This is a genomic window from Paenibacillus sp. FSL K6-2393, from assembly GCF_038002545.1.
GTDB lineage: Bacteria > Bacillota > Bacilli > Paenibacillales > Paenibacillaceae > Paenibacillus.
The window spans coordinates 5,710,208-5,736,383 of record NZ_JBBOCU010000001.1 but is presented as its reverse complement, the minus strand read 5'-3'; the positions used below and the strand labels follow the sequence as shown (position 1 = coordinate 5,736,383).

Here is a 26,176-nt window from a genome sequence, read left to right as displayed (position 1 = left end):
CAACTCAAATTGCAGTAGGGAGGCTTTAATATGACAGAAGTAGTGGGACGGGACAAGGTACGCTGGGGCATTATGGGCACGGGATGGATTGCATCCCAGTTTGCAAAGGATTTGGAGCATGCCGGGAACGCAGAGAAAGCAGCGGTAGGTTCACGGACAGCGGGAAGTGCGGAGAAGTTTGCAGCTGAATATGGTTTTGCACGCGCTTACGGTTCTTATGAAGAGATGCTGCAAGATCCTGAGGTAGATATTATCTATGTGGCCACACCTCATCCTGTGCATAAGGAGAATGTAATGGCTTGTCTGGAGGCAGGTAAAGCGGTGCTCTGTGAAAAGCCGTTTACGATGAATGCGCGTCAGTTGGAGCAACTGGTGGAGACGGCACGGGAGCGCAACCTTTTCCTGATGGAAGGGATGTGGACACGCTTTTTGCCACCAATCGCTCAAGCCAGAGCATGGATTGCAGAAGGACGAATCGGTGAAGTACGTTTGCTCCAGGCAGACTTTGGATTCCGTGTTGGCTGGGAGCCGGAAGGAAGGTTGCTTAATCCGGATCTGGGTGGGGGCGCATTGCTGGATGCAGGAGTGTACCCGATTTCTTTTGCTTCGATGATCTTTGGCGAACAGCCCCAGCATGTATGGAGTACGGCCAATATCGGTGAAACGGGTGTGGACGAGCAGTTTTCCGTGTTGTTGTCCTATTCCGAGGGACGTTCTGCATCACTGAGTGCTGCCATTCGTCTGAACCTCAGCAATGAAGCCGTCATATACGGTACGGAAGGCAAGATTCGTCTACCTTTATTCCTGGCGGGCAAAGAAGCCTATCTGCATGTGAATGGTCAGGATGAGCCGGAGAAGTTCACGGATGATCGAACGTGCATTGGTTATGCTTTTGAGGCAGAAGAAGCGGGGCGCTGTATCCTAGAAGACCGCACGGAGAGCAATACCATTAAACTGGACGAATCTCTGGAAATTATGAAGCTGATGGACACCATTCGGGGCCAGTGGGGTTTGCGTTACAAATCGGAGTAAACAGACAGGAGCTGACATGTGATGGTGAAGATTCTGATATCCGGGTTTGAACCTTTTGGCGGGGATGCGGTGAATCCGACGGGGGTGTTAATGGAGGCTCTTGCAAACGAAGTGATCGAGGGTGCTGAGCTAAAAACAGTACTGTTGCCCGTGCACTTCGATGAATGTGCAGACCTGCTGATCGCAGAGATGGAAGCCTATCGGCCAGATGTTGTCATCGCCTGTGGGCTGGCCAAGGGCAGAACGTCCATCACACCGGAGCGGATCGCCGTGAATGTCAAAGATATTCCGCCTGGCTCCTACGCAGATAACCAGGGGCAGCGTCCTGTGGACGAGCCCATTGCAGATGGCAGCCCGGACGGTTTGTTCTCCACGTTGCCCATACGTGCCATGGTGAATGACATGTCCGCAGCAGGTATTCCCGCTGCCGTGTCCAATACAGCAGGTACATATATCTGCAACAACACAATGTACCGGGTGCTGGATCACATTCGAGTAGGGCAACTTCCGATCCGTGCCGGATTTGTACACTTTCCCGCCTCTACAGAGATGGCTGTGTTGCAGCCTTCCGTTCCTTCGCTGCCTATTCCCATGATGTTGGATGCGCTACGGATTATGATCCGCACGGTTGTGGCTGATTCGTAGGGGAAGGTTGCGAGTGTTCGGCTGCGGTTGCAGCAGATCGTAGGCGATGGTCGGATTCGTAGACCGCAGTTGTGAAAGGGAGAGCTGTGGGGTGGGATGATGGAGTACAGTAGGGTTCAAGATGACGTGGAGAGCGTGGAGTTGCAAGGGTTTCTTTCTGCTTCGATCTTGGGTTGAGTAGAGTGATAGATATGAGTATAGATATGAAGTTGAATAAATAAAAAAAAGAGCTGTCCCTTAACGTTGTCATAAGTCTGACGTTAAGGGACAGCTCTTTCAATATCATGTGTAGTCCAACATGGTTAGTGGCCTAGTTAAAAATCAGACTTTAAAACCGCAAACCGCAAATCCGAAACCCGAAAACGCAAACTCGAAACCCAGTAAGGCTTTTACAAATCTTGCTGGAAGTAGAGATTCAGCTAAATAGGTACGGGGGAGTTAAAGAACAGACTCCGATTCATGAGCTTTCTGAATACAACCTTTATTAACCCGAAGTAACCAAACCCTTAAAAAACAAGAAGTTAGAACACGACCATCATCCTGGCTAGCTAAAAAGTTTGTCTCCCCGAATGTACCCTGTACAGGACTCTAACGAACCGAGCGCACGCTATTCACTGGAAATCCGCACTCACCAATTTCTAACGAATCGTAGAAGCGTTATTGTGTGGCATTAGGCGTGTTTGTCGGTGATATGAACGAATTTTAGCTAAATAGAGTGTCTGGGATTCTTTAGAATTCTCATACCACGTTATTCGGCTAAAAAAGATGTGCTGTGTTCTTTAGATATAGAGCGAAGAGAAACTAACTCAAATTAAATCAAAGTTAGATTCGCAACAGATCAAGGTCGAACTCAGGAACGAGTCCTTCTTTCATGGCGCGGCCAAGCAGTGCAGTGATTGCATCGTAACCATCATCACCCAGGTTGGCGCTGAACTCATTAACGTACAGTCCGATATGCTGTGCAGCTACGTCAGGGTCCATTTCTTGGGCATGTTCCATAACGTATGCTCTCGACTCATCCGGGTGCGCCCATGCATATTCAACGGAGGCGCGTGCCCATCCGGCGAGGGCATGAGCATCCATGTTGCGACGTGCGATGATCGCTCCAAGCGGGATCGGAAGGCCTGTGTCGCTTTCCCACCAGTTCCCGAGATCCGTCATCAGTTTGAGATCATAGTTCTGGTACGTGAAACGTGCTTCATGGATGACAAGTCCGGCATCAATCTTGCCGTCTCGCACAGCAGGCATGATCTGGTCGAATGGCATTACTACAATCTCGCCTACACCGCCGGGAACATTTTGCGCTGCCCACAGACGGAATAATAGATATGCTGTCGAGCGTTCACTTGGCACAGCAACTCGTCGTCCAGACAGATAGGCTGGATCGGTCGTACCATTTGCGGTCAGAACCAAAGGACCACAACCTCTGCCAAGTGCGCCTCCAGCAGGAAGCAGAGCATAGTCAGACAACACGTATGGCAGTGCTGCATAAGATATTTTCATCACTTCAGGTGTGTCAGGTCCATCGGGATTTGCCGCCAGACCATTGGTAATATCAATATCAGCATAACGGACATCCAGCTCAGGTGCGCCCGGGATCAATCCGTGCACCCACGCGTGAAAGATAAATGTATCATTTGGACAAGGGGAAAATGCAATTTTCATGATGTAATAACCTCCCGTAAAATGGAACTTGCAGCCTGAAGCGCATCGAGGGCATCCTTGATGCGCCAAGCGTCGCGGTCGCGTGGACCGACCGCGTTAGATATGGCCCGCAGTTCGAGTGCTGGCACGCCGAACTGCTGGGCAGCTGTTGCCACGCCGAAGCCTTCCATGCCTTCGGCGGCGGCATCCGGCACGCGGCGCAATAGCTCCGCGGCCGTCTCCGCTGTTCCGGTCGCCGTGGAAACGGTGACCGCAGTGCCTCCGCTGACAGCGAGCCCGGCCCGCTGCAGCTCATGGCGCAGGCGAGCGGCAAGCTCCGCGTCCGCCGCCACAATGGACGAGCCGAATCCGAGCTCGTCCACACTAAGGAAGCCATCTGGCGTCTGCGAGCCCAGATCGGCAGCAACCATGGCGTCGGCTACCACGAGGGAGCCGACGTCTGCCCGGCCGGGGAACCCGCCGCCGATGCCGGCACTGATCACCAGCATGTAGGCTGGTGAAGATCCGGCTCCGGCAAGGGGCCCCGGCCTTGAAGATGTGGCAGATGCCTGTGCCACATCGGATGGGCTTGGCGCAGTAGAACCTTGCGCCAAAGCCCTTGTGCTTGCAGCCGCTACGGCATATGCCAATGTAGCGGCTGTTCCTGCTGCGGCCGAGGCTGGGCCAACGCCCGCAGCAATGACGTCAAATCGTTCCGCGGCCGTATCTCCCAAACCGCGGAGGACCGCATCTTTCTCCGCATCAACCGCGGTTACAATTAACACACGTTGTGATGAATTTGCTTGGACCGGACTTATATCTGAAGTGTTTATTTCCCCGGTTAAATCCCTGTGGTGTCCACTATTTTCGAATAATGCGTTTGGTTTATTATTCAGATCTTCATCCTGTCTATGTTCATTCATCTCGGATTCTCCTTATGAGGTATTAGAAGTGTAACATATGCCTCCATAGTATCTTTCTTACAGCAAGCTTCTAGTTACACTTCTTAGGGTTATTACTTACTTCTATATTTTCGTGTAAATGTATAGTTCAGCTTATATAAATGGAATTCGGGCATATATTTGTCCACTACAAAAGGACATTTACCTTCATTTTGTCTTTCAAAGAGTGGACACTTTTTCTAAAAAGATACTACATCCATCCAGGAAAATGAAACACTATATATAGATGTTTTCAGATATAAAATTAAAAATTATCTATATGTAGAATATCAATTTCAGGGTGATTTCTCATGTCCTTGTCCACCCTTTGAAAGACAAATATGCAATATGTATGCTCAGTGCGGACAGCACGAGTTGGCACTCCAAACGAACAGATAAACGATTAAAAAGGCTGAAGACTGCCCCGACTCAATTAACGCGAATCATATATCGACCTTCGGATTTTTTAAACCAACAAGTCAAACGAATAACGGACCCAGTCTACACACGATCACTGAATAGTAGCTCAATTTATGCAAACCCGAATTTAAAGCAAGTACATAGTCTCGCTAACTCTAATATAGCTACCTGCTAAACAGCCAACTAATGTACAGACAATAGATCTATAACGTAAGACAACATATATAACGCATAACAGAACGAACAACCAATCAGATTAAACGCGCACAAAAGTAACAAAGATACAGTGATTATTGAAAAATATTTCATCTCCATCATAACGGAAGGGGAAAGACCTGAACAACCTTTGCACGTAATTCTGTCAAAAGCGGTCAAGCAAAGTTTTGGGTAGCCGTATCACTTCGAGTAGCCACATCTAGCCACATCGCTTCAGATAGCCGTTTTGCCTCACCTCATGTGAACTTCACCCTGATCGTGCCGCGTCTTAAGTAGAAATGAACTTGCTTCCAATAGTTTGATATGTCATTTAAACCATATAACCTATCTTTATTAACGTACTCCCAATAAAACAAGAAGTCAAAGTCAACGGTTGACAATTTGATTTCACTGTATTAATAATAGTAGTACAGTTAATACACCTAAGAGTTGAATAGGTACAGCTGTACAGCTTAGGTAACGCCTTTTTTACACCCAGATAACTACACATACACCTCAGATACAGTCATTTAAACCCATAGGGTATTTCACACATTTACAGAAAGGAGGTGCGGGATGTTCGAATTAGATGTACGCAGCCGTAAGGCGATCTACGAGCAACTAGTGGACAAAGTCAAAGAAATGATCGTATACGGTATTCTAAAGCCCGACGAGCAGCTTCCTTCCGTTCGTGCGTTATCCACGCAGCTGACCGTAAATCCAAATACGATTCAGAAAGCGTATCGCGAGCTTGAACGTGAAGGTTACATTTATTCTTTGAAGGGAAAAGGGAGCTTCGTATCATCGTCTGTGGAACATCCGAATGAAGCCATGAGAGATGAGATCAGAGAGTCTCTGGTGAAGTTGATTGCAGAAGCTTCGTATTCCGGTTTGACCAAAGCGGATATGACGCTTTTGTTTGAGGAAGCGATGGCCCGTATAGAGAAGGAGGAGCCTCATGATTGAGCTGAATCAAGTCGTCAAAGCGTTTGAACAGGAAAAGGCAGTGGATGGCGTAACGATGAACATACATAAGGGGTCGATCTATGGTTTGCTCGGTTCCAACGGGGCAGGCAAGACTTCGCTGCTCAAAATGATGGCTGGCATTTACCGTCAGGACAGCGGGACTGTTCGTATCGAGGGTACTGAGATTTATGAAAATATGGATCTCAAAGGCCGCACAATTTTTATGGCCGATTCGCCGTACTTTTTTCCGCAATCTTCAATAACTCAGATGGCTGCATTTTATCGTTCTGTCTACCCGCGCTGGAATGAGGAGCGGTTCAAGCAACTGGCTACCGTGTTCAAACTGGATGTAAAACGCAAGCTGCATCGTATGTCCAAAGGCATGCGTCGTCAGGCAGCCGTATGGCTGGGACTTAGCTGTATGCCTGAAGTGCTGCTGATGGATGAGCCGATTGACGGCCTCGACCCGGTCATGCGCCAGCAGATCAAAAACCTGCTGTTCCAGGAAGCAGCTGAGCGTCAAGTAACTATTGTTATCTCGTCTCACAATTTACGTGAGATCGAAGATCTGTGTGACCATGTGGCGATTATGCACAAAGGCCGAATTATTGTAGAGAAGGATCTCGATGATCTGAAGGCCGATACGCATAAAATCCAGGTCGCTTTCCGCCACCCGGACCATGCGAAAGCCATGGATGAGCAGATTGATATTTTGCATGAAGAGAAACGGGGAAGTGTATCCCTGTACATTGTCAAAGGCAACCGACAACAGGTAACCGATCAATTCCGTATACATGACCCGTATCTGCTGGATGTACTGCCTTTGACGCTCGAAGAAATCTTTATTTATGAAATGGAGGACGCAGGGTATGATATTCAACCGATTGTTCTGTAACCGGGGCATCCTGATCCAAAATTTCAGACAGCATGGATGGATAGGCATTTTATATCTCATCACATTGTTGTTCTCACTTCCGCTATATATCGCTACCGAGTACAGGGACGTGCCACAACAGATTACAAGTTTGTTTCAGGCCAATGGTGAAGTGCAGATTTTGTTCGCCATCACACTGCCCGTAGCGGCTGGAATCTTTCTTTTTCGGTACATTCAATCTGGTGCACCTTCGGATCTGTTCCATAGTTTGCCGTTACGTCGTAAACATCTATTAACGGTGAATCTGTTGACTGGATTTGCCATGATCCTGATTCCAATCTGGATTACAACTGCGATTACCGGCTGGGTATGGGCAGTACTGGATCAACCTGCTTTTCTGTTTGATGGCAGTACGATCTGGATGTGGGGCTTGAGTATGAGCATCTACTCGCTATTTATGTTCATGCTTACTGTGGCGGTTGGCATGTGCATCGGGCAATCTGTGTTGCAGGGGCTTACCGTATACGCGCTCCTCTTGTTACCTGTTGTCGTATGGTTCATTATGTCACTTCATCTCCAGCATTATTTGCTTGGATATCCGTACGATGAATTGGGACGTAATGCGGAAGAAATGTCACTTGTTCTTCGCATGGCTTCAATCAGTTATGCTCCTATCACTAATGGAGAACTTATAATCTATTCGATATTCGCAATCCTGTTTGTTCCTCTGAGTTATGTGCTCTATGCGAGAAGACAGGTTGAATCTGCTACGCAAGCAGTTACGTTTACTCTTGTAAAACCTATATTCCGATTTGGTTTAATGTTTACGTTGGTTCTGATTGGCGGAGCTTACTTCACGATTATTGCTCCAAGAGGATCAGCTGGATGGGGAATATTCGGATATATTCTTGGTGGAATTGTAGGTTATATCGTTGCCGAGATGATTATTCGCAAAACATGGCTGATCTGGAGCAGCAGGCTGCTACCCAAGCTGATTCTATATGGTATCATCGCTGGTCTGATACTGTACGTACCTATTGCCGACTGGAATGGATACGCCGCTCGAGTGCCTGAAATGAGCAAGGTGAACAGCATCAAGCTTGGTGGGGAGAGTTATACCTACAGTAACGGTGTCACTCAGAAAAAGGACGATGCTCACCTCTATTCTAATGATCCGGAATACATGGGGGCAGTTATCGCTCTTCATCAAAAAATTGTGGATTCCGATCTTCCTATACTGAATGACCCAATCAATCCAGGTATGCGTAACGATGAGTATGTATTTATTAACTACAAGCTGGATAACGGCAAAGTGATGAAACGTAAATATTATATTCCAGAAGCCGAATTTCATCAGGAATTAATGGCTCTGAAACAGTCCCAGGATTACAAAAGAGTTGCCTTTGAAACGTATAAGCTGGAAGAGGATGCATTAAGTTTTGGCATTCGCTCTGCCATTAGTTCATACCGAAAGGTGTATATTAGCAATCCGGAGCAAGTCCGTGAATTCAAAGCATTGTTGAAACAGGACATTTTGGATCAGACCTATGAAGAACAGCGCTCTTCATGGCAGTCGTTTGCTTACGTGGAGATGAATCAGGACTCTACTTCGAAAGATCCATTTCAACCTAGGGAGATGTGGAATTTTGAGATCAAACCTAGCTATGATCGGGTGTTGGCTTGGCTGAAGGAGAACAAATTATACGACCAGTTGCTTGTCCAGGCAGACGAGATTGTCTCCGCACAGTTTGCGAAGCAGGAGATCAACAGTCCGGGTTCATTTCAGTGGGCGACTCCGCAGCCTGAATATATCGATGGGAATCAAAGCATCAAGAAGCAAGTCGCAACCCAAAACAAAGAAATCATTAGCGATTTGCTCAAACGTCAACGGTCTGGTTATCTAACAGAGAAAGATACCGTTTATCAGATCAAGTTGAATGTAATTCGTGGCGAGAACATCTATATGATGTTAAAAGAAGAGGATCTGACCGAGGCAATGAAAGCTATTTTGGTCAATCAATAAGTTGAGCTGTATACGTTGTTGATTAAATGCGGGAAGGGTTCTCCCGTTGTTTGAAGGGTTGATATTAGACCAGTTAAACTAGTACGACTTGACCAGATACAACGAATGGAATATATTAGAAAAAGGAAAGGTTCGAGCGACTCGTTCAATCGAATCTCATATGGAACGGCTTATGAGGGAAGCACCCGTAAGAGCAGGCAAATGCCTGACTTGCGGGTGCTTTTTTGTCGTTCGCTGATTTCGTTGGCTATTCTGCTAAATATTTTAGAAGAAAGGGTGTTAGAGACGCATGCAAACAGAAGCGTGGAAGGAAACGATAAATGAACAGGAGGCAATGGAGTGTTGTTCTTCCCTATTGGAACGAACAAACTCACATAACTTCATAGAACATCACGGCCTATTGGAAGAAAAGAAGGGTCGACAGCATATCGAAGACATAGCTACAGAAGATATAGCTTTAATGGAGACGAGTGACATTCTGTTCCCTCCCCCAATAGCAGCTAGCTATAGTCACATGATGGAACAAAGTAACGTCCTGCGTGGTCAATTGTCATCGTTCGCTCATCTTATTTTCAGATCACGCCTGCTTATAGGGCTTGTGATTCTGTTCAGCGCAGGCACGATTTATTTTGCTTCAACAGCCGGGGCAGCGGGCATAGATCTTGGCGTAACAGCGCAGAAAGCCTGGGATTCCGTTTTGAACAAAGCCGACGCACAAACCAAGTTAACGTTGAAGCAAGCGTACGATAAAGTGGGGAACTGGAAGACACAAGAGCAGGTTTGGGAACAAAAAATAAAGACACTTCATGCAGCCAATACCGCGGAATTGGAGCGATTAAGGGTAGAAATAAGACAAATCGATGATGCGAAGGTCGCAGCTCTAGCTGAAAAGGTAAAGCAAACACAAGCCCGATATGAACCGCTATTCGCCCTCTATAGTTCAGTCAATAGACAGTTGGATGCAGCCAAAGCCATCAAAAATAAGGAATGGAGTGCAGCGATCCGTACGCAGGCCGACACATTGAGACCCGTTGTGAAGCTTGCCAGAGAAGACATCCGGATCAAGAAAAAGGAACTTGCTGAAGCACGTAAACGGAAGAGCGCTGAAATAAAACGTTTACGAGCTATGCTAGCAGGGGCTGACTCCGCGAAGAAACAGATTCAAACGGCTAAAAAACAGGCAAGTCTGGCAAAAGAACGATATTCCAACGCTCTACAACAGTTCAAACAGAGTACAAAGCAAAGCCAAACGTCGCGTGTACTCAGCTCATTGAACACATTGGCTTCTGCAGCGGAGAAGTGGGCAGGCTCGAAACAAAATATTCATACACTGGAGCAAAAAGTATCCAATACATATGTGAAAGTCAGACAGGAAATTGCCAAAAGACCCAAATAAGAGGAAACCCGGTCCTCTCCGCAACGTACACAACTTTAGACGTAAAGACGCTTCGATGATGATGGAACGAGGTGAAGTTATTGCAGTCCAAGTTGGAAACGAAACGTACGGGGGCAAGAGGGTTTAAACGTAAACGGTACTGGATTCCCAGCATGGTACTAATTTTGATCATAGTTTTTATCGGGATTGGTACACAATGGACACCCAAAATAACGGTATTATTATTAAAATCATTAATTGAAACTACTAATCCAGACACAAATAGCAAGGACACTATGCTCTCGGATGGGATAATTCGTGTTGCGGATGTACCCTATGCAGACGGAGGGCGTAATGACAGTACGCTGGATATCTATTATCCTTCCGTAACATCGGAACCTTTGCCTGTTGTGTTGTGGGTTCATGGCGGTGGATGGGTCTTGGGTGACAAAAAGGATATCGCAGATTATGCCGTTCAATTAGCCAAGCAGGGTTACGTTGTGGTCAGTATGAATTATGCGCTCGCACCGGATACGAAATATCCCATTCCCGTGATCCAGACGAATCAGGCTTTGACTTACGTGAAAAACCATGTCAGTGAGTATCAGGGTGACCCGGAAAACATATTTCTCGCAGGCAATTCGGCAGGTGCCCAGATTGCAAGTCAGACTGCGGCAGTGGTGACAAATTCTTCTCTCGCCAAGCTGATGAACATAACACCAGCCGCTCAGCCAGAAGAGTTGCGTGGGGTTCTTCTATTCTGTGGTCCATACAATTTAAGCACAGTAGCCAATACAGGCTTTCCACTCATACGGACATTTCTCTGGTCATATACCGGAGTCAAAACATTCGAAGACTATCCACGACTATATGAAATGTCGACCGTGCTTCAGGCCACAGCAGAGTACCCGCCTGCATTTATTACCTCAGGCAATGATGACCCGTTGACCAGTCAATCGATTGAGCTGGCACAAGTATTGAAGCGCCTTGATGTTGAGGTGGAAACCTTGTTTTTCTCGAACTCATCAGAGAAGCTGGAACATGATTATCAATTTGATCTGGAGAGTGACGCTGGACAACAGGCGATACATTCAGCAGTACGATTCATGCAACAGTATAGTCGATGAGCAGACAAGTCTGTGGTACACTCGAAGCAAATGAGGGCGCAGGAGGAGAAGTATGGCAGATAAAGAAGATTTGACCCGGTTCGGGGTGGCGTTTCCTACACCTCTGATTGAGCAGTTTGACCAGTATATTGAGGAACAGGGATACAAAAACCGATCTGAGGCTTTCCGTGATCTTGTTCGTAAAACATTACTGCAACCTTCTGCATTACAATCCGACCAGGATGTGGCTGGCACCATTGTGATGGTCTACGATCACCATATTAGTGATATTCCCATTCGTTTGATGGAGCTGCAGCACGAGGCGCATCATGACATCATTTCCAATATGCACGTGCACCTGAACCATAACCAATGCCTGGAGGTTATTGCGGTAAGAGGTAACTTGGGACGATTGCGTCATCTGCATCAACAGATCCAGGTACAAAAAGGTGTTTTGTATGCGGAGCTGTCTGTGACTTATGTAGATGAACTCAACAAACTGGCTCATGCTCAGAGTAGCGGTCAGGATGGCAATCCGGATCAAAGTCTGGATCACAATCACAGTGCGGGTCAGCATGGTCACAGCCATCATCATCATCGCTCTACGGAGTAAGACAAATACGAGTGTAATTTCTATGAGAATATAGCAAATCAAAAAAACAGACTATTGGTTAGATGCCAACCGTCTGTTTTTTGTTTGTTATAATACCTGACTTTATAGAGCGCTATAAATGCTTGGTTATATAACTTTTCAATTATTAATTCTGAAATATGAAAAAATATGGATTATGAAGTGAACTTTGTTGACATATAATTTGTGTTTTGTGCTACAATTTCTCTAAAAAGTAACACGAAAAAAGGGAGTGCAGCACATTTTCAGAGGGGGAACGACCAGAATGGGCAGATTTTCATGGAGATGGGGAAAACGAAAAGTTAGAACAGGATTAGGGATCCTGCTTGTATGTTCCATTGGTTTATCGGGTTGTGCACAGGGGGCTGCGCCAACAGTTTCATCAGCAGAGAATGGACAGTCAGGAACAACCTCAACCAAAGACGAATTGGTGTTAGCCGTTGGCACCGAGCCGGAAGGCGGGTTTGATCCGACAACCGGATGGGGGCAATATGGGTCACCACTTTTTCAGAGTACCTTGCTGAAGCGGGATGCCAATCTACAACTGGTTAACGATCTGGCTACGGCATACTCCGTTAGTGAAGATGGGCTGACCTGGACGGTTACACTTCGGGATGATGTGAAATTTTCGGATGGGGAGCCTCTAACGGCTGAGGATGTGAAATTTACGTTTGATACGGCTGCTCAGAGTGGGTCTGTGATTGATTTGACGAATATGGCTGATGTGAAGGCACCTGATGATAGTATGGTCGTATTTACACTGAAGTCGCCGCAGTCTACATTCATCAGTCTGCTGACGACACTTGGTATTGTGCCTGAACATGCCTATGGTGCCGATTATGGGGAACATCCGGTCGGTTCGGGACCGTACAAGCTGGTTCAGTGGGACAAAGGACAACAGGCCATCGTGGAAGCCAATGAAGAATATTACGGTAACAAGTCTGCATTCCACAAACTCACCTTCCTCTATCTGGATGAAGATGCAGCCTACGCCGCTGCACAGGCAGGTACGGTGGATATCGCTGCTATCCCGGCAGCGTTTAGCAAACAACAGGTGAATGGCATGAGCTTAGAGGCCGTGAAAACCGTAGATAACCGGGGCATCATGTTCCCCATGCAGCCTGCTGGTGCCAAGTCGGGCGATGGTCTTCCCGCAGGGAATGATGTGACATCCGATCTGGCGATTCGCCAAGCGGTGAACGTTGTGATTGATCGTAAAGCTTTGGTTGAGGGTGTACTGGAAGGGTACGGTCGTCCAGCTTATTCCGTCAGTGATGATCTGCCTTGGAGCAACGCAGAAGCTGTATTTACGGATGCCAATCTCGAAGAAGCAAAGCGCATTCTGGCGACTGGTGGCTGGGTGGATGCAGATGGGGATGGTATCGTTGAGAAAAACGGCGTTAAGGCCGAGTTCAGTCTGCTTTATTTTGCAGGTGATTTAACAAGACAATCCCTGGCGTTAGCTACTGCGGATATGGTTGCCCAGGCGGGAATTAAGATCAATGTTGAAGGCAAAAGCCGTGAAGAGACAAAAAAGATGGCCTACTCCAATGCCGTATTATTTGGTTGGGGCAGTCATGATCCATTGGAGACGTATAACCTCTATAGCAGTACTCACAAGGGAGACGGATATTACAATGTAGGACTGTACAGTAATCCAGTCGTGGATTCTTGGATGGAGAAGGCCCTTCAGGCCACCAGTGAAGAAGAGGCATTGCCGTTCTGGCAAAAAGCGGAATGGGATGGAACAACAGGTTTCAGTTATCAGGGGGATGCGCCATGGGCATGGCTCGTAAATATAGATCATCTGTATCTGGTTAGGAATGGACTGAACATTGGTGAGCAGCAGATCCATCCTCATGGTCACGGCTGGCCGGTGACAACCAATCTTGAGGAATGGTCCTGGGATAACAGCACGAACAAGAAATAGGAAACCTAGCAGTAGCTTTAGCCTGAATTGGGGAGAGATTGGATGACAGGCATGAATGGATGGGCCAGATTTGTTGGTTTTAAATTGTTGCGACTTGTATCTCTGTTGGTTGGGGTCAGTGTGTTGTCTTTTATATTAATGCAATTCTCTCCTGTGGACCCGATCGAAGCTTATATTGGTGGAGACATGATCAGGGTAAGTGCCGAACAGCGCAGTTTAATCGAAGAACGTTGGGGATTGAATGAATCTCCCATGGAACGATTGCTGACTTGGGGACAAGCGCTGATTCAGGGAGATCTGGGAACTTCGATGATCTACAGACAGCCTGTAGCGGATATTATTCAGGAACGGTTCATGAATTCTGTCGCACTTATGGCTGTAGCTTGGATGTTATCCGGCATCATTGGTTTCACTCTTGGTGTAGTTGCTGCCATGAGACGGGATTCGAAGCTGGATCGCCTGATCTGCTGGTATTGTTATACGCTGGCCTCCACGCCGGTATTCTGGATTGCGCTGTTGCTGCTGATGGTATTTGGGGTGTGGCTCGGATGGCTTCCGGTTGGCCTTGGAGTACCCGCAGGCATGTCGGCTGATCAGGTGACCTGGGGAGATCGGGCTATTCATATGATTCTGCCAGCGTTGACCCTCAGTTTGACCGGTGTAGCTTCCATCGCTTTGCATACCCGGCAGAAGCTTACGGATGTGCTGGAGTCAGATTATATTCTGTTTGCAAGAGCGCGGGGTGAGCGTGGATTTCAGCTGTTCCGTCGACATGGGTTCAGACATGTTGTTTTACCAGCGATAACGCTACAGTTTGCTTCGTTCAGTGAACTGTTCGGTGGGGCTGTGCTTGCAGAACAGGTATTTTCATATCCCGGGCTGGGTCAGGCAACGGTTCAGGCTGGGTTACGCGGTGATGTTCCACTGCTGCTTGGACTTGTGATGTGCAGTGCAATTTTTGTTTTTACAGGTAATATGGTTGCAGACATTCTGTATCGCTTGATCGATCCACGGATGAAGGAGGAGCTGATGTCATGAAGCAGACGGTAGAACGCTCCTCTGAGCAGACGACAGAAACAGCCAAAATACAGAAAGTGAAAACTGCGACTCAAGAGGCAAGGTACAGCATTAATCCGGGGTTACTACAAGCTGAGACTGGAAAAGGAACAGGAACAACACGCCAAACGAGAAAAGATTATACGGCTGCCAGCAATCAACATTTCCGAAATCCTCGTCAAAGAGCGGTGATCTGGGGAAGCCTCGCGGTGATCTGGATTGCCGTTGTGTGGTTGACGGGCAGGCTGCTTCCGGCTGGTTCTACGCTGACTTCACTAATGGATCGGAATTTGGCTCCAACCTGGGCGCATCCATTTGGCACAGACTGGCTCGGAAGAGATATGTTCATGCGCACGTTAAAAGGATTGGCAACCAGCATTCAAGTGGGATTACTTGCTGCATGTGGTGGTGGAATGATCGCAATGTTATTGGGTTTGGCAGCCGCTTCAAGCAAGACTGCTGACCGGGTGATCTCATGGATTATCGACCTGTTCCTGAGTGTACCTCATCTGGTATCGCTGGTTATGCTGGCCTTTGTATTTGGTGGAGGTTTGGCAGGAGTGGCGGCAGCGATTGCGCTGACTCACTGGCCGAATCTGGCCCGGATTGTAAGAGCGGAGATGATACAACTGAAATCCGCAGAATACATTCAGATTTCACATAAGTTAGGTCAATCGCGGTTACAAATTGCGGTGCAGCATATGCTGCCACATCTGGTCCCGCAACTGTTCGTGGGCGTACTGCTAATCTTTCCCCATGCGATTCTGCATGAGGCAGCCATTACGTTTCTGGGGCTGGGGTTGTCCCCGCAACAACCGGCAATTGGAATTATTTTATCAGAGTCGATGAGATATTTATCTGCTGGCATGTGGTGGCTTGCCTTTTTCCCGGGACTGGCACTGTTGCTGGTTGTTCGTGCGTTTGATGTATTGGGCAACAGTCTGAAGACAATGACGGGAACAGGTAGTTCAAGGGAGGTGAGGTAAATATGGCTCTGCTTGATATTGAGGGAGTGTCGGTGTCATTTCGGCGTGCTAATGGTTGGTTTGGACACGAACAGATTGATGTCATTCAGAATCTGGATCTTTCCATAAACGAGGGTGAGATCGTGGCTGTTGTAGGTGCAAGTGGATCGGGTAAAAGTGTGCTGGCGCAGGCCATTATGGGCATCCTGCCTGCCAATGCCAGGTTGGAAGGTAGAATTAGCTATAAAGGCAAGCCTTTGACTCCAGAGCGGCAGCTTCATCTGCGTGGTGAGGAGCTGATGTTGATTCCACAATCCGTCAGTTATTTGGACCCGTTGATGAAGGTGGGGAGACAAGTTCAGCCTGTAACCCGAAATTCGGGAAGGAAGCGCAGATTGATGACTCGATCCCATGTGACAAAGACGGAGCAGGAGCTGACGGATCGTTATCATCTTCCTCAAGGAACAGCCGGGAAATACCCGTTTGAGTTGTCCGGAGGTATGGCAAGGCGGGTGTTGATGGCTACAGCGACCTCAGGTCAGCCTAAGCTGATCATTGCAGATGAGCCGACACCAGGCATTCATCCCGAAGTGCTGGCCGAGACGATGAAGCAGTTTCGCGAGCTTGCTAATGAAGGCGTAGGCATTCTGTGGATTACTCATGATATCACGACTGCCCTGACAGCAGCGGATCGCATCGCTGTATTTTACGCGGGGACCAATGTAGAGACGGCGCAGGTAGATGATTTTAAAGGGAATGGAGAACGTCTGCGTCATCCATATACAAAAGCACTCTGGAATGCGTTGCCACAGAATGGATTTCAGCCACTTCCGGGCTCTCAGCCGTTGGCAGGTCAAGAGATCACGACAGGATGTTCATTTGCTCCCCGATGTAGTGCAGCAACCGCTGTATGTATCGGTGAACGTCCAGAGCTTCGTAAGGTACGGGGCGGAGAAGTGAGGTGTTTCCATGTCACTTGAAGCACGGGATGTGAGTTACCGTTATGATCCGAACTCGTGGGTGTTCCAACAGATGAACATGCATGTGCAACAGGGAGAAGTGGTTGGCTTGTGGGGACCAAGTGGCTGTGGGAAAACAAGCCTTGGTCGCATTCTTGCAGGATATGCCGAACCTGTGGCAGGGCAAGTCCTTTTGGATGGGAAACCACTCCCACGTACAGGAGTATGTCCGGTTCAGCTGGTGTTCCAGCACCCGGAGAAAGCCGTGAATCCACGCTGGCGGATGCGTCGTGTACTTCAGGAGGCGGCTGTGCAGGATGAACAACTGCTCGAAGCTTTGGGTATTCAGCAGAATTGGCTGGACCGCAGACCGGGTGAATTATCCGGTGGAGAACTGCAACGATTCTGTGTGGCGCGAGCACTTGGCACATCGACACGTTATGTGATCGCAGATGAAATGACAACGATGCTGGATGCAATCACTCAGGCACAGATCTGGCATACCGTGATGGAAGTGGCTCGCCAGCGTAATCTGGGGCTATTGATCATAAGCCATGATCGGGATTTGTTGGACAGGCTGTGCGACAGAATTACTCCGATGCCGATATCGATTTCACTGTAATTTTAATTATGTTTTGAATAAATAAAATGATCGAATACAAAAGGGGTGCCCCTTGTGAAGTCATTGACCATGAATGTGAGTCATGGACTTGAGTATGGGGCACCCCTCTTCTCTTTTGACAAATATTCGCCATTTAACGAACCGTACACGTTCTGTTCGCAACGTACATTGATGTAACTGACAGCTTATTTGCCCGATAAATTGCTTAGCAACGCAGATAACCTGCGCATCGCCTCTTCAACCGTGGAACGTGGACAGGCTACATTAATACGCATGAACCCTGTACCCTCTGTTCCAAAGAAACTCCCGTCATTGAAAGCCAGCCCTGCTTCATGAAGAAGCATGTTGCATAGTTGTGCATGTGGGATATTCAGTTCCCGGAAATCCATCCACAACAGATAGGTTGCTTCGGGCAGATGCATTTTAATCTGAGGCATATGTTCCGCAACATATTGCTGTACATATTCCATATTTCCACGGATATAGGCAATGCACTCATCCAGCCATTCCTCGGCTCCGTTGTATGCAGCTTCGGTTGCAACAGCCCCCAGTGTGCTGATATTGGCAAGTCCCATCGTTTTTACACCCTGCGCGAACGATTCCCGTAACTTGGCATTGGGGATGATGATGTTGGATGTGCAGAGGCCAGGAATGTTGAACGTTTTGCTTGGAGCTGTACAGATGATGCTTAGATCAGAGACGGCGTCCGAGATCAGGGTCAGAGGTGTATGAGTTCCGCGCTGATGAACAAGATCGGCATGGATTTCATCTGAAACCATCAGTACGTTGTATTGCAGACACAGTGACGTAAGTCCTTCAAGCTCCTCACGAGTCCATACCCGTCCAACCGGATTATGAGGACTGCACAGAATCAGCATTTTGACCCGACCGGTCTGCAAGCTGGATTCCAGTTGTTCCAGATCCATCGTGTAATGACCGTTATTCTCTACTAAAGGATTGGTGATCAGTTCACGACCTTGACCACGTACTACTTCATAGAAGGGCGCATACACCGGAGTTTGGATGACCACTGCATCTCCCGGCTGAGTGAATCGTTGTACAGCAATGCTGAGTGCGGGCACAATACCTGGAGTGAATACGATCCAGTCATCGTTAATTTTCCAGTTGTGGCGCCGTTCCATCCAGTCTGCAACAGCTGCATGATACGCTTCAGTCCGTACTGTATAACCAAAAATCCCGTGCTCCATCCGTGTTTGCAGGGCCTGAATGACGGATGGTGGAGCAGCAAAATCCATATCGGCCACCCACATCGGAAGCGCATCAGCAGCGCCGAAGATATCCTCAAGCGCATCCCATTTTTCTGATCCGGTAGAGATCCGGTTAATAGGCTGGTCAAATGTACTGTTATTGTTATTCATCGTATTTAATCCCCCTTGAGTTCCGTTCCTTCGACCACAAATCGACAAATAATTATCTAATACATTGGTTAATTTCGCAACTGTTGTGCGTGTATGATTAGCTTCATATGTATGGTCCGGAATTCAGGACTTTATTCATATAAGAACAACTTAACGAGCGAGAGTACAGCGGGAATACGACAAAGACTATTTTTGTACGCCCTTGGTCCTGTTTTGTTCATATATTATTTACAACCTCTTGTCAGATGCTATTATATTGCTAACATTTGGTGGAACAACGGGCTGTTATCCGAATAAGCTCGTGCCCATACATGATGAGCATAACTACATGAGTCTTTCGCGTACATCGAGCGATCGTCTTGAATCGTATTATGCATAAGGCTGACATTTGAACTCAGGAGGCGTTTAGGGATGAAAAGCAAAAAGTGGTTGATTGCTGCGGGTGTGTTTGGCATGGTGTTAACCGGATCGGCAGGTGTATATGCAGGTACACAACTGGAGACGATCAAAGCTTATCTAAACCATGGGCTCGCCATCGAAGTGAACGGACAGAAATTTACACCGACAGGTGACCAGGGCAAAAAACTTGCGCCAATTACATATCAAGGCAGTACATATCTCCCCGTTCGTTCGATTGCAGATGCGTTGAAGACCGAAGTGAAGTATGATTCCCAAAACAATAAAGTAAGCATCGGCTCTTCAAGCTCCTCTGGTGGATCAACATCCACAGGCAACAGCGAATCGACATCGCCCTCAACAGGTACAAACACACAGGCGGTAGGCGTAAAGTCCAAGTATCTGCCAGCAGATTTCCCATTACCTAAGGATGCGAAGGCAACAAGTCTCATTGAGAACATAATGGATGGAAACAAAAAAGTTGTTCTCACCTACACAACCAAAGAAACGTTGCTAACCGTTGGAAAATCCTACAAAGACTACTACCAGACCAAAAATCTGAGTCAGAACACTCAGGATATCCAGGCAGACGACTTCAGCATCGTGGGTCGTGAAGATGGCAAATATGCCGTAACGATCACAGGTTCGGTGTCTGCAACCAACAAGGATCTGAATGAAATCACCGTAGTGTGGGGCGAAGAGTAATCTTTCCTTCTATAAAAGGTGAACAGCAAAAGCCGTCCGTTGAAATCATAACAGATTTCATTGGACGGCTTTTAGGGTTGAATCCATATCTGGTTCTATACTCTGAATTAATATTCTAAATATTAGTCCGTTACAAGTACTCGTTAAACCAACCGGCAATATGCTCCAGACGACGTACTCTTAAGTGGGGATGACCTCCACGGGACAACTCGTGGTTGGCACCTGGGAAACGAACAAGACGAGTGGTCTGTTTGCGTCGTTTCAACGCAATGTATAATTGCTCGGCCTGCTCAATCGGACACCGCAGATCCTGTTCGCCATGCAAAATGAGCAGCGGAGTACTGACGTTGCCGACATAAGCGAGCGGGGAATGTTTCCACAGTTTTTCCGTGTCATCCCACGCGTTACCACCAATTTGATCTTCTGTGAAGAAATAGCCAATGTCACTGACACCATAGAACGATAGCCAGTTGGAGATGGAACGCTGGGTAACAGCGGCCTTAAAGCGGTCCGTGTGTCCAACAATCCAGTTGGTCATGAAGCCACCATAACTGCCCCCGGTTACGCCCAATCTGGATTCATCGATAAACTCATATTGGGATAGGGCATAATCCACGCTCTCCATGAGATCGCGATAATCTCCACCGCCATAATCTCCCCGACAGGCGTCTACAAACTGCTGCCCGTATCCGAGGCCACCGCGTGGATTGATATACACAACAGCGTAGCCTTGTGCGGCGAGAATCTGGAATTCGTGCATAAATGTAAAACCATACATCATGTGCGGGCCGCCATGAATCTCCAGAATGGTCGGGATTTTGACCCCGTCGACCATGCCGTGAGGTTTCATGATCCATCCTTGCAGCCGCAGGCCATCTGAGGAATTAAACCAGAAGGTTTCCGGTGTACTAAGGTGGATCTCATCCTCAAGCTGTGGATTGCTGCGGGTGAGTTGAATCGGTTCTACCCCGGGATCTTCCGGTTGTTCATACATATAGAGATCACCAGGATTTTGTGTATCGGCTACAGCAGCAACGATTCGCCCGTTGTCCAACTCTGCAAACTGATAAATCTCCCGTTCGTCAGGCAATATATAGTCAGCACTGCTGCCGTCTCGTGCGAATTTGGCGATGCGTACACTACCATGGATGGTCGCCAGACAGAAGATTGAAGAACCATCCCTGCTGAATACTGGCCCCGTAGTTGTCAGATTTGATCGCATGTCGCCAACAATGCTGTGATTCAGCTGTACGTCCCAATCCGTGCTCAGACATACGAGTTCACCACCTGATACTTTAAGGGTGTACAGCTTCACAAGTGTGGCATTTCCATAGGAACGGTCACTGGCGAGCAGTGCAATGGATTGTCCATCCGGTGCAAAGGCCAGTCGGCTGAACGTATATCCTTCCGGGGTTAACTGCTGCACATCCGATCCGTCTGCCTTGGCAAAGTACACATGATTAGTCAGGGTGTAATCATTATGGTCCTCGCCTTCTTCAGGCATCTGCGCAATCCAAGCGATGGATATTCCATCCGGTGACCAGGCATAGTCACCAACGTCATAATGACCTGTAGTTACAGGAATTGCTTCCAAATCGATCGGTGTGAGAGCGAAGAGGTGGGAACGTCGACCGTTCCATAATCCACTGGCATCTGATTTCATGCGAATTCGGTCTACGACATGTTCTTGCAGCAGTTTGGGTTTATCGTCTATAGGATTTGTATGTTCTGATTCTTCATCTCCGCTCATATCCACGGATGATTTCACAAGTAAAGTATGACCATCCGGTGACCAGAGCAGGGAACTGACGCCATGTTTCAGGTGACTGATTTGCTGGGCTTCTCCGCCATCTGATGCGATAATCCACACTTGAGATTTCCCATCAACCTCTCTTAAAAAGGCAAGCTGAGACCCATCGGGCGACCAGGCAGGGGAATGATCCTTCTCACCAGATGTAAAGGGCCTGTCCTTTTGACTCCCCAGATGAAGCAGCCTTAGGTGAGAACAATAACCGTCACGTGCTTCATTCGTTTTCCGGCTTACATATACCAGTTGTCCGCCTTGAGGGGACGGAGTTGGATCATTAACCCATGTAATCTGATAAAGATCTTCCGATGTTATGCCGCGCTGACTCATCATTGTTTGTCCTCCCACCATGAATTAGAATTGGCTAATTTCCTAACCTTTCCATTTATATTAACGGAAAGCTAGGGACAGGACAATAAGTGTAATGAAGGAGGGTAAGACATTTAACAATGTATATTAATTGAATTAAATTTTTGCACGTAACGTAGAGGACAGAAATAACCTGAAGAAGCGGAGCGTTCGCCTTTATCCCCGGATTTTCACTTTGAAAAAGTGGAATCGAAAAATCTGGGGATAACAGCGATCGGAAGGTTGTTCTGTCATCGGAGTGGTCAGTGCAAACATTCTTTGTTCAATTCATATAGGTGTGTTAAAAGGATTTGCTCGAAGGATGACGAATCCTAATGTTGAATAAGCGCAGAAATGATGAAAAATAGTCTTAATTCAATGTTTAACATTGGTGAATTTGGTTTAATGTACAATGCAATTCCTGTTCAACATTCAGGTATTTGGTTCATAACCATTCGTTTATATAGAACTTGTATGATTCAGTCGTAATGAAGGAGGAACGTCACGTTGAGCACATCCTATGAACAGCATGTAGAATATCCAAACCGGAAACGAATGGCGTGGCTTACGGCAGGGGCAGCACTTTTTGTGGCAGCCGGATTTTTTTTGATTTTTGATCGTTCTTCAGTTACGAATGATTCCATCCTCTCGGATGTGATTGGACTTCTATCCATTTTGTTTTTTGGGCTATGTTTCTGCTACAGTTTGGTAAAGATGATTAAGAAGGAACCTTCTTTTGTGATCGATGAGGATGGGTTTGTGGATGCATCTTCTTATACCGCAGGAGGGGCAGTGGCCTGGAGAGACGTTGAGAATATTTTTATGTATGAATTGATGGGACAGAAAATGATTGGGGTCAAATTGCGGGACGAAAAAGCCTTTCTGGATCGCCAGAACGGGATGAAACGCAAATTGATGACGGTCAACAGCAATATGGTCGATGCGACCATCAGCGTTGCCCAAAGTAGCCTCACAATGCCACTGGATCAGTTGTATATCATGATGATGAGCCACTGGAGACATGTGAGTGATAACATGATTTATGGTTCGTATAATCGTCGTTAGAGTCAATATCCATCGAGTCTTCAGAATGGAGGAATATAGATGTTGCATGCTGATCAGACACGCACGGTTCTGCTTCCAGATGGAACTGCCCTGCCTGCGATAGGACAAGGCACATGGTACATGGGAGAGAAGCAATCCAGCCAGGAAGAAGAAGTACGGGCACTACGTTCCGGTATTGAACTGGGAATGACCGTGATTGATACGGCGGAGATGTATGCAGAAGGTGGGGCAGAAGTCGTTACGGGAAAGGCCATCTCAGGCCTGCGTGATGACGTTTTTCTCGTATCCAAAGTATATCCCCATCACGCAGATCGCAAGCAGATGATTACAGCCTGTGAGCGTAGTCTGACGCGTCTTGGTACAGATCGCTTGGATCTGTATTTGCTTCATTGGCGCGGAGGAATACCGCTCGAAGAGACTGTCCAGGCCTTGGAACAATTGAAGCAATCCGGTAAAATCCTGCGTTGGGGTGTCTCAAACTTGGATACAAGGGATATGCAGGAATTATGGTGTTTGCCAGAGGGTTCTCAGTGCATGGTGAATCAGGTGCTTTACCATGCAGTTTCGCGTGGTATTGAACATGATTTGCTCCCGTGGATGCGGGAACGTAGCGTTCCTGTAATGGCGTATTGTCCACTGGCTCAGGGGGGCAGACTTCGCAGTGAATTGTTGGAGCATCCAGTCATTCAGAAGATTGCGCAGGATCGAGGAGTTACAACTTCGCAGATCGCATTAGCCTGGGTGATCAGGGACGGAGATGTGATGGCGATTCCCAAGGCGGTACAGCTGAATCATGTGGCAGACAATGCAGCAGCAGTGAATATCGTTTTGACACCAGAGGAACTCACCCGTTTGGATGAGGCATTCCCTGCGCCTAAAGGTAAGGTACCTTTAGATATCGTGTAGCTGGTTCTACTTTATCGGATAAGCATATGAATGAGATGACAATACGATTAATGAGTTATGCAGAGCAGATCTTCACGATCTGCTCTTTTTTTGTATGTATTTCGATAACCAAAGCTTGCTCATCAACTGAGCGATTATATATTTATAACAAATGGGCTTTACAACACTATTTCACTAGTGTACTATGTAACTAACACACCAGTACAGAGAGGAGCGAGAGCTTTGTGACTATAGAATTTGATAACAATTTACCAATCTATCTGCAGATCATGCAGTATATCAAAAGACAGATTGTAACCGGGACACTTCAGGCAGGTGACAAAATTCCTTCGGTTCGTGAACTGGCGGCTGAATTACAGATCAATCCCAATACAGTACAACGGACATTTCAGGAGCTTGAGCGGGAAGAAGTGGTCGAAACCAAACGGGGCTTGGGCAGATATGTGACCAGTGAGGAGCGGAAGATTATGACGATCAAAAAAGAGATGGCCGGTGAATTATTGGAACGCTTTCTGACCGGAATGCAGGAACTGGGGATCGAAGAGCAGGATATCTTATCCATCGTAGCCGATGCCGTTGCGGAAGGAAAGGGAGGAACAACACATGAGTAACATCCTTGAACTGAACCAGATCAATAAGACATATGGCAATAAGAAAGCGCTCAGTAATATCACATTGGATATTGCTCCTGGCCGAATCGTAGGTCTGCTGGGTAGCAACGGCAGTGGCAAAAGTACGCTCATGAAGCTGGTTGCAGGTTTGCTGCATCCTAGCAGTGGAACGATTCAAGTCACAGGTAAGCCCGTTGGGCTGGAGACGAAGTCACTGGTTTCATTTATGCCGGATCGTCCATTAACCGAAAAGTGGATGAGAGTGCGGGATGCAATTGCGTACTATCGCGATTTCTATGCTGATTTTGATGAGGAGAAGGCGCGGGAGATGCTGGACTTCATGAACCTTGTCGAGAGTGACCGGGTACGGCATCTGTCGAAAGGTATGAATGAACGACTACAACTAACACTGGCACTTTCTCGTAAGGCTCGTCTGTATTTGCTGGATGAACCGATTGGGGGAGTAGATCCGGTTGCGCGAGGCAAGATTCTGGATGCGATCGTCAAGTTCTATGATGAAGACAGCAGTCTGATCATCTCCACGCATCTTGTGAATGATATCGAACGGATTTTTGATGAAGTTGTCTTTATTCGCGAGGGCGAGCTGGTGATGCGGGAAGAAGTAGAAACGCTCCGTCTGAAATATGGGAAAAGTGTGGATGAGATGTTCAAGGAGGTCTATGCGGAATGATGACATTATTGAAGTATGACTTTAGAAGGAACTGGAATACACTGCTGGCTGGGCTAGTTATTTTGATTATCGCCCAAGTGGGGCTTTCCCTTTTCGTGTCTGAGGTCACAGGGATTGTGCTTGGCATTATGGGTTATGTTGGAGTTGGTGTGGCTATTTATGTGAAAATGATTAAAACATACACGTCCAATATCCGCTCTTATAATCGCCGTCTGTTACCCGTAACGGGCCTATCACATGTGTTGTCTCCTTTGATCTTTGGACTACTTTGCGGGTTGGGGTTAGTCATTATTTTTACGACTCATGCCTACATCTATATCTCAATGAAGCTCAGAATGAACATGGCTAGCAATATTGATCTTTCGGGTCTGCATGTTTCGGATTATATTAGTTTGTTGCTGTTTAGCGCATGGGTTATGGTATTCATGACCGTCATTATCTTCCTTTCGATCTCGATTGCAGGCAGCTTCCGCTGGAGAACAGGACCATGGATCGGAATCGTTGCATTCTTTGTCCTCGTTAATCTGATTGGCTGGTTGGAGAATATTATTACGACTGGACGCTTCAGTCCAAATGAGATGTTCCGGTATACGGAAGAAAGTACAGGTATTGCAATCACAGCCAATGGTGTATTATGGTCGGACGGCATGTGGGGAAGCATTGTATTTGAAGTCATTGTGGCGGTCATCTTGGTGTGGGCTACCATTTATCTGAACAACAAAAAAGTTGAAGTCTGATGACAGGATAACTTGAACATGATGCGAGCAACCAAGGTTGCTCGTTTTTTACATCCAGTAATAATCCACTTTTTGAATCCACTACCATTAATTATACGTATATATAGATATATTGTGTGCTCGATGCGAGATTAGGTTAAAGAGAAC

Annotated in this window: 23 protein-coding genes; 19 read left to right on the top strand and 4 right to left on the bottom strand. The window is 47.2% G+C overall.

Translation table 11 applies throughout. The features are described from left to right. Positions 1-30: 30 nt before the first annotated feature. Together MHI14_RS25540 and MHI14_RS25535 are read left to right on the top strand one after the other, a co-directional pair. Positions 31-1,032, top strand: a complete 1,002-nt coding sequence (locus MHI14_RS25540) for a Gfo/Idh/MocA family protein (RefSeq protein WP_341131514.1) — start codon at positions 31-33, stop codon at positions 1,030-1,032. 21 nt (positions 1,033-1,053) lie between these two features. Then, positions 1,054-1,677, top strand: coding sequence for a pyroglutamyl-peptidase I (locus MHI14_RS25535; protein ID WP_339312446.1), 624 nt, complete (start codon positions 1,054-1,056; stop codon positions 1,675-1,677). An 822-nt stretch (positions 1,678-2,499) separates the two neighbouring features. On the opposite strand, the gene MHI14_RS25530 is transcribed toward MHI14_RS25535, so the two are convergent. Both MHI14_RS25530 and MHI14_RS25525 read right to left on the bottom strand, forming a co-directional pair. Next, positions 2,500-3,342, bottom strand: a complete 843-nt coding sequence (locus MHI14_RS25530) for a 1,4-dihydroxy-6-naphthoate synthase (protein ID WP_341131513.1) — start codon at positions 3,340-3,342, stop codon at positions 2,500-2,502. Beyond that, a complete protein-coding gene (locus MHI14_RS25525) occupies positions 3,339-4,244 on the bottom strand; it encodes a futalosine hydrolase (protein ID WP_445670354.1) in 906 nt (301 codons plus the stop codon). The genes MHI14_RS25530 and MHI14_RS25525 overlap by 4 nt, the downstream gene beginning before the upstream one ends. A 1,209-nt stretch (positions 4,245-5,453) precedes the next feature. Between MHI14_RS25525 and MHI14_RS25520 the strand changes: the two genes are divergently transcribed. The 11 genes from MHI14_RS25520 (at position 5,454) to MHI14_RS25470 (ending at position 17,384) form a co-directional block, all read left to right on the top strand. Beyond that, positions 5,454-5,843 carry a GntR family transcriptional regulator gene (locus tag MHI14_RS25520; RefSeq protein ID WP_091034217.1) on the top strand — a complete coding sequence of 130 codons (390 nt, stop codon included), beginning with the start codon at positions 5,454-5,456 and terminating at the stop codon, positions 5,841-5,843. Next, positions 5,836-6,738 (top strand): ABC transporter ATP-binding protein, encoded by a 903-nt coding sequence (locus MHI14_RS25515; RefSeq protein ID WP_091034215.1) that lies wholly within the window; start codon positions 5,836-5,838, stop codon positions 6,736-6,738. The genes MHI14_RS25520 and MHI14_RS25515 overlap by 8 nt, the downstream gene beginning before the upstream one ends. Next, positions 6,713-8,740 carry a hypothetical protein gene (locus MHI14_RS25510; RefSeq protein ID WP_341131512.1) on the top strand — a complete coding sequence of 676 codons (2,028 nt, stop codon included), beginning with the start codon at positions 6,713-6,715 and terminating at the stop codon, positions 8,738-8,740. The genes MHI14_RS25515 and MHI14_RS25510 overlap by 26 nt, the downstream gene beginning before the upstream one ends. Before the next feature lie 289 nt (positions 8,741-9,029). Further along, positions 9,030-10,136, top strand: a complete 1,107-nt coding sequence (locus tag MHI14_RS25505; protein ID WP_341131511.1) for a hypothetical protein — start codon at positions 9,030-9,032, stop codon at positions 10,134-10,136. Between the two features lie 92 nt (positions 10,137-10,228). Next, positions 10,229-11,242: an alpha/beta hydrolase gene (locus MHI14_RS25500; protein ID WP_341131510.1), complete on the top strand. Its 1,014-nt coding sequence runs from the start codon at positions 10,229-10,231 to the stop codon at positions 11,240-11,242. Positions 11,243-11,294: 52 nt separating this feature from the next. Continuing rightward, entirely contained in the window at positions 11,295-11,834 is a 540-nt protein-coding gene (gene nikR / locus MHI14_RS25495; protein ID WP_341131509.1) for a nickel-responsive transcriptional regulator NikR, read from the top strand. 283 nt (positions 11,835-12,117) lie between these two features. Further along, positions 12,118-13,782 carry an ABC transporter substrate-binding protein gene (locus MHI14_RS25490; protein WP_341131508.1) on the top strand — a complete coding sequence of 555 codons (1,665 nt, stop codon included), beginning with the start codon at positions 12,118-12,120 and terminating at the stop codon, positions 13,780-13,782. A gap of 42 nt (positions 13,783-13,824) precedes the next feature. Further along, complete coding sequence (locus MHI14_RS25485; protein ID WP_341131507.1) at positions 13,825-14,820, top strand: ABC transporter permease; 996 nt, start codon at positions 13,825-13,827, stop codon at positions 14,818-14,820. Next, the gene (locus MHI14_RS25480) at positions 14,817-15,824 is read left to right on the top strand and encodes an ABC transporter permease (protein ID WP_341131506.1); all 1,008 of its coding nucleotides are present in this window, start codon (positions 14,817-14,819) and stop codon (positions 15,822-15,824) included. Before MHI14_RS25485 ends, MHI14_RS25480 begins: the two co-directional genes overlap by 4 nt. A gap of 2 nt (positions 15,825-15,826) precedes the next feature. Further along, the gene (locus MHI14_RS25475; RefSeq protein ID WP_249911638.1) at positions 15,827-16,783 is read left to right on the top strand and encodes an ABC transporter ATP-binding protein; all 957 of its coding nucleotides are present in this window, start codon (positions 15,827-15,829) and stop codon (positions 16,781-16,783) included. Continuing rightward, entirely contained in the window at positions 16,773-17,384 is a 612-nt protein-coding gene (locus tag MHI14_RS25470; protein WP_341131505.1) for an ABC transporter ATP-binding protein, read from the top strand. Before MHI14_RS25475 ends, MHI14_RS25470 begins: the two co-directional genes overlap by 11 nt. Positions 17,385-17,569: 185 nt before the next feature. Here the strand turns inward: MHI14_RS25470 and MHI14_RS25465 are convergent, their stop codons facing one another. Next, on the bottom strand, positions 17,570-18,763 hold the full coding sequence (locus MHI14_RS25465) for a MalY/PatB family protein (RefSeq protein ID WP_341131504.1): 1,194 nt from the start codon (positions 18,761-18,763) through the stop codon (positions 17,570-17,572). Positions 18,764-19,174: 411 nt separating this feature from the next. Here MHI14_RS25465 and MHI14_RS25460 point away from each other — a divergent pair, with 411 nt between their 5' ends. Then, positions 19,175-19,864, top strand: a complete 690-nt coding sequence (locus MHI14_RS25460; protein ID WP_341131503.1) for a stalk domain-containing protein — start codon at positions 19,175-19,177, stop codon at positions 19,862-19,864. A 130-nt stretch (positions 19,865-19,994) separates the two neighbouring features. Here the strand turns inward: MHI14_RS25460 and MHI14_RS25455 are convergent, their stop codons facing one another. Beyond that, on the bottom strand, positions 19,995-22,004 hold the full coding sequence (locus MHI14_RS25455) for a S9 family peptidase (RefSeq protein ID WP_341131502.1): 2,010 nt from the start codon (positions 22,002-22,004) through the stop codon (positions 19,995-19,997). A 522-nt stretch (positions 22,005-22,526) separates the two neighbouring features. On the opposite strand from MHI14_RS25455, the gene MHI14_RS25450 reads away from it, so the two are divergent. The 5 genes from MHI14_RS25450 to MHI14_RS25430 all read left to right on the top strand — a co-directional run bounded on the left by MHI14_RS25450 (position 22,527) and on the right by MHI14_RS25430 (position 26,029). Continuing rightward, a complete protein-coding gene (locus MHI14_RS25450; RefSeq protein ID WP_341131501.1) occupies positions 22,527-23,084 on the top strand; it encodes an STM3941 family protein in 558 nt (185 codons plus the stop codon). A gap of 39 nt (positions 23,085-23,123) precedes the next feature. Further along, complete coding sequence (locus MHI14_RS25445; RefSeq protein ID WP_091034181.1) at positions 23,124-23,990, top strand: aldo/keto reductase; 867 nt, start codon at positions 23,124-23,126, stop codon at positions 23,988-23,990. A 224-nt stretch (positions 23,991-24,214) separates the two neighbouring features. After that, positions 24,215-24,601, top strand: coding sequence for a GntR family transcriptional regulator (locus MHI14_RS25440; protein ID WP_036606428.1), 387 nt, complete (start codon positions 24,215-24,217; stop codon positions 24,599-24,601). After that, complete coding sequence (locus MHI14_RS25435; protein WP_091034178.1) at positions 24,594-25,292, top strand: ABC transporter ATP-binding protein; 699 nt, start codon at positions 24,594-24,596, stop codon at positions 25,290-25,292. Before MHI14_RS25440 ends, MHI14_RS25435 begins: the two co-directional genes overlap by 8 nt. After that, positions 25,289-26,029, top strand: coding sequence for a hypothetical protein (locus tag MHI14_RS25430; RefSeq protein WP_133386623.1), 741 nt, complete (start codon positions 25,289-25,291; stop codon positions 26,027-26,029). Before MHI14_RS25435 ends, MHI14_RS25430 begins: the two co-directional genes overlap by 4 nt. Positions 26,030-26,176: the final 147 nt, after the last annotated feature.

What these genes read in the sequence shown, in the direction of transcription:
- MHI14_RS25465 (WP_341131504.1), bottom strand. Translation starts at nt 18,763, where the DNA reads ATGAATAACAATAACAGTACATTTGACCAGCCTATTAACCGGATCTCT.
- MHI14_RS25540 (WP_341131514.1), top strand. Translation starts at nt 31, where the DNA reads ATGACAGAAGTAGTGGGACGGGACAAGGTACGCTGGGGCATTATGGGC.
- MHI14_RS25505 (WP_341131511.1), top strand. Translation starts at nt 9,030, where the DNA reads ATGCAAACAGAAGCGTGGAAGGAAACGATAAATGAACAGGAGGCAATG.
- MHI14_RS25520 (WP_091034217.1), top strand. Translation starts at nt 5,454, where the DNA reads ATGTTCGAATTAGATGTACGCAGCCGTAAGGCGATCTACGAGCAACTA.
- MHI14_RS25470 (WP_341131505.1), top strand. Translation starts at nt 16,773, where the DNA reads ATGTCACTTGAAGCACGGGATGTGAGTTACCGTTATGATCCGAACTCG.
- MHI14_RS25445 (WP_091034181.1), top strand. Translation starts at nt 23,124, where the DNA reads ATGTTGCATGCTGATCAGACACGCACGGTTCTGCTTCCAGATGGAACT.
- nikR (WP_341131509.1), top strand. Translation starts at nt 11,295, where the DNA reads ATGGCAGATAAAGAAGATTTGACCCGGTTCGGGGTGGCGTTTCCTACA.
- MHI14_RS25430 (WP_133386623.1), top strand. Translation starts at nt 25,289, where the DNA reads ATGATGACATTATTGAAGTATGACTTTAGAAGGAACTGGAATACACTG.
- MHI14_RS25525 (WP_445670354.1), bottom strand. Translation starts at nt 4,244, where the DNA reads ATGAATGAACATAGACAGGATGAAGATCTGAATAATAAACCAAACGCA.
- MHI14_RS25475 (WP_249911638.1), top strand. Translation starts at nt 15,827, where the DNA reads ATGGCTCTGCTTGATATTGAGGGAGTGTCGGTGTCATTTCGGCGTGCT.
- MHI14_RS25435 (WP_091034178.1), top strand. Translation starts at nt 24,594, where the DNA reads ATGAGTAACATCCTTGAACTGAACCAGATCAATAAGACATATGGCAAT.
- MHI14_RS25480 (WP_341131506.1), top strand. Translation starts at nt 14,817, where the DNA reads ATGAAGCAGACGGTAGAACGCTCCTCTGAGCAGACGACAGAAACAGCC.
- MHI14_RS25455 (WP_341131502.1), bottom strand. Translation starts at nt 22,004, where the DNA reads ATGATGAGTCAGCGCGGCATAACATCGGAAGATCTTTATCAGATTACA.
- MHI14_RS25510 (WP_341131512.1), top strand. Translation starts at nt 6,713, where the DNA reads ATGATATTCAACCGATTGTTCTGTAACCGGGGCATCCTGATCCAAAAT.
- MHI14_RS25460 (WP_341131503.1), top strand. Translation starts at nt 19,175, where the DNA reads ATGAAAAGCAAAAAGTGGTTGATTGCTGCGGGTGTGTTTGGCATGGTG.
- MHI14_RS25535 (WP_339312446.1), top strand. Translation starts at nt 1,054, where the DNA reads ATGGTGAAGATTCTGATATCCGGGTTTGAACCTTTTGGCGGGGATGCG.
- MHI14_RS25515 (WP_091034215.1), top strand. Translation starts at nt 5,836, where the DNA reads ATGATTGAGCTGAATCAAGTCGTCAAAGCGTTTGAACAGGAAAAGGCA.
- MHI14_RS25530 (WP_341131513.1), bottom strand. Translation starts at nt 3,342, where the DNA reads ATGAAAATTGCATTTTCCCCTTGTCCAAATGATACATTTATCTTTCAC.
- MHI14_RS25490 (WP_341131508.1), top strand. Translation starts at nt 12,118, where the DNA reads ATGGGCAGATTTTCATGGAGATGGGGAAAACGAAAAGTTAGAACAGGA.
- MHI14_RS25485 (WP_341131507.1), top strand. Translation starts at nt 13,825, where the DNA reads ATGACAGGCATGAATGGATGGGCCAGATTTGTTGGTTTTAAATTGTTG.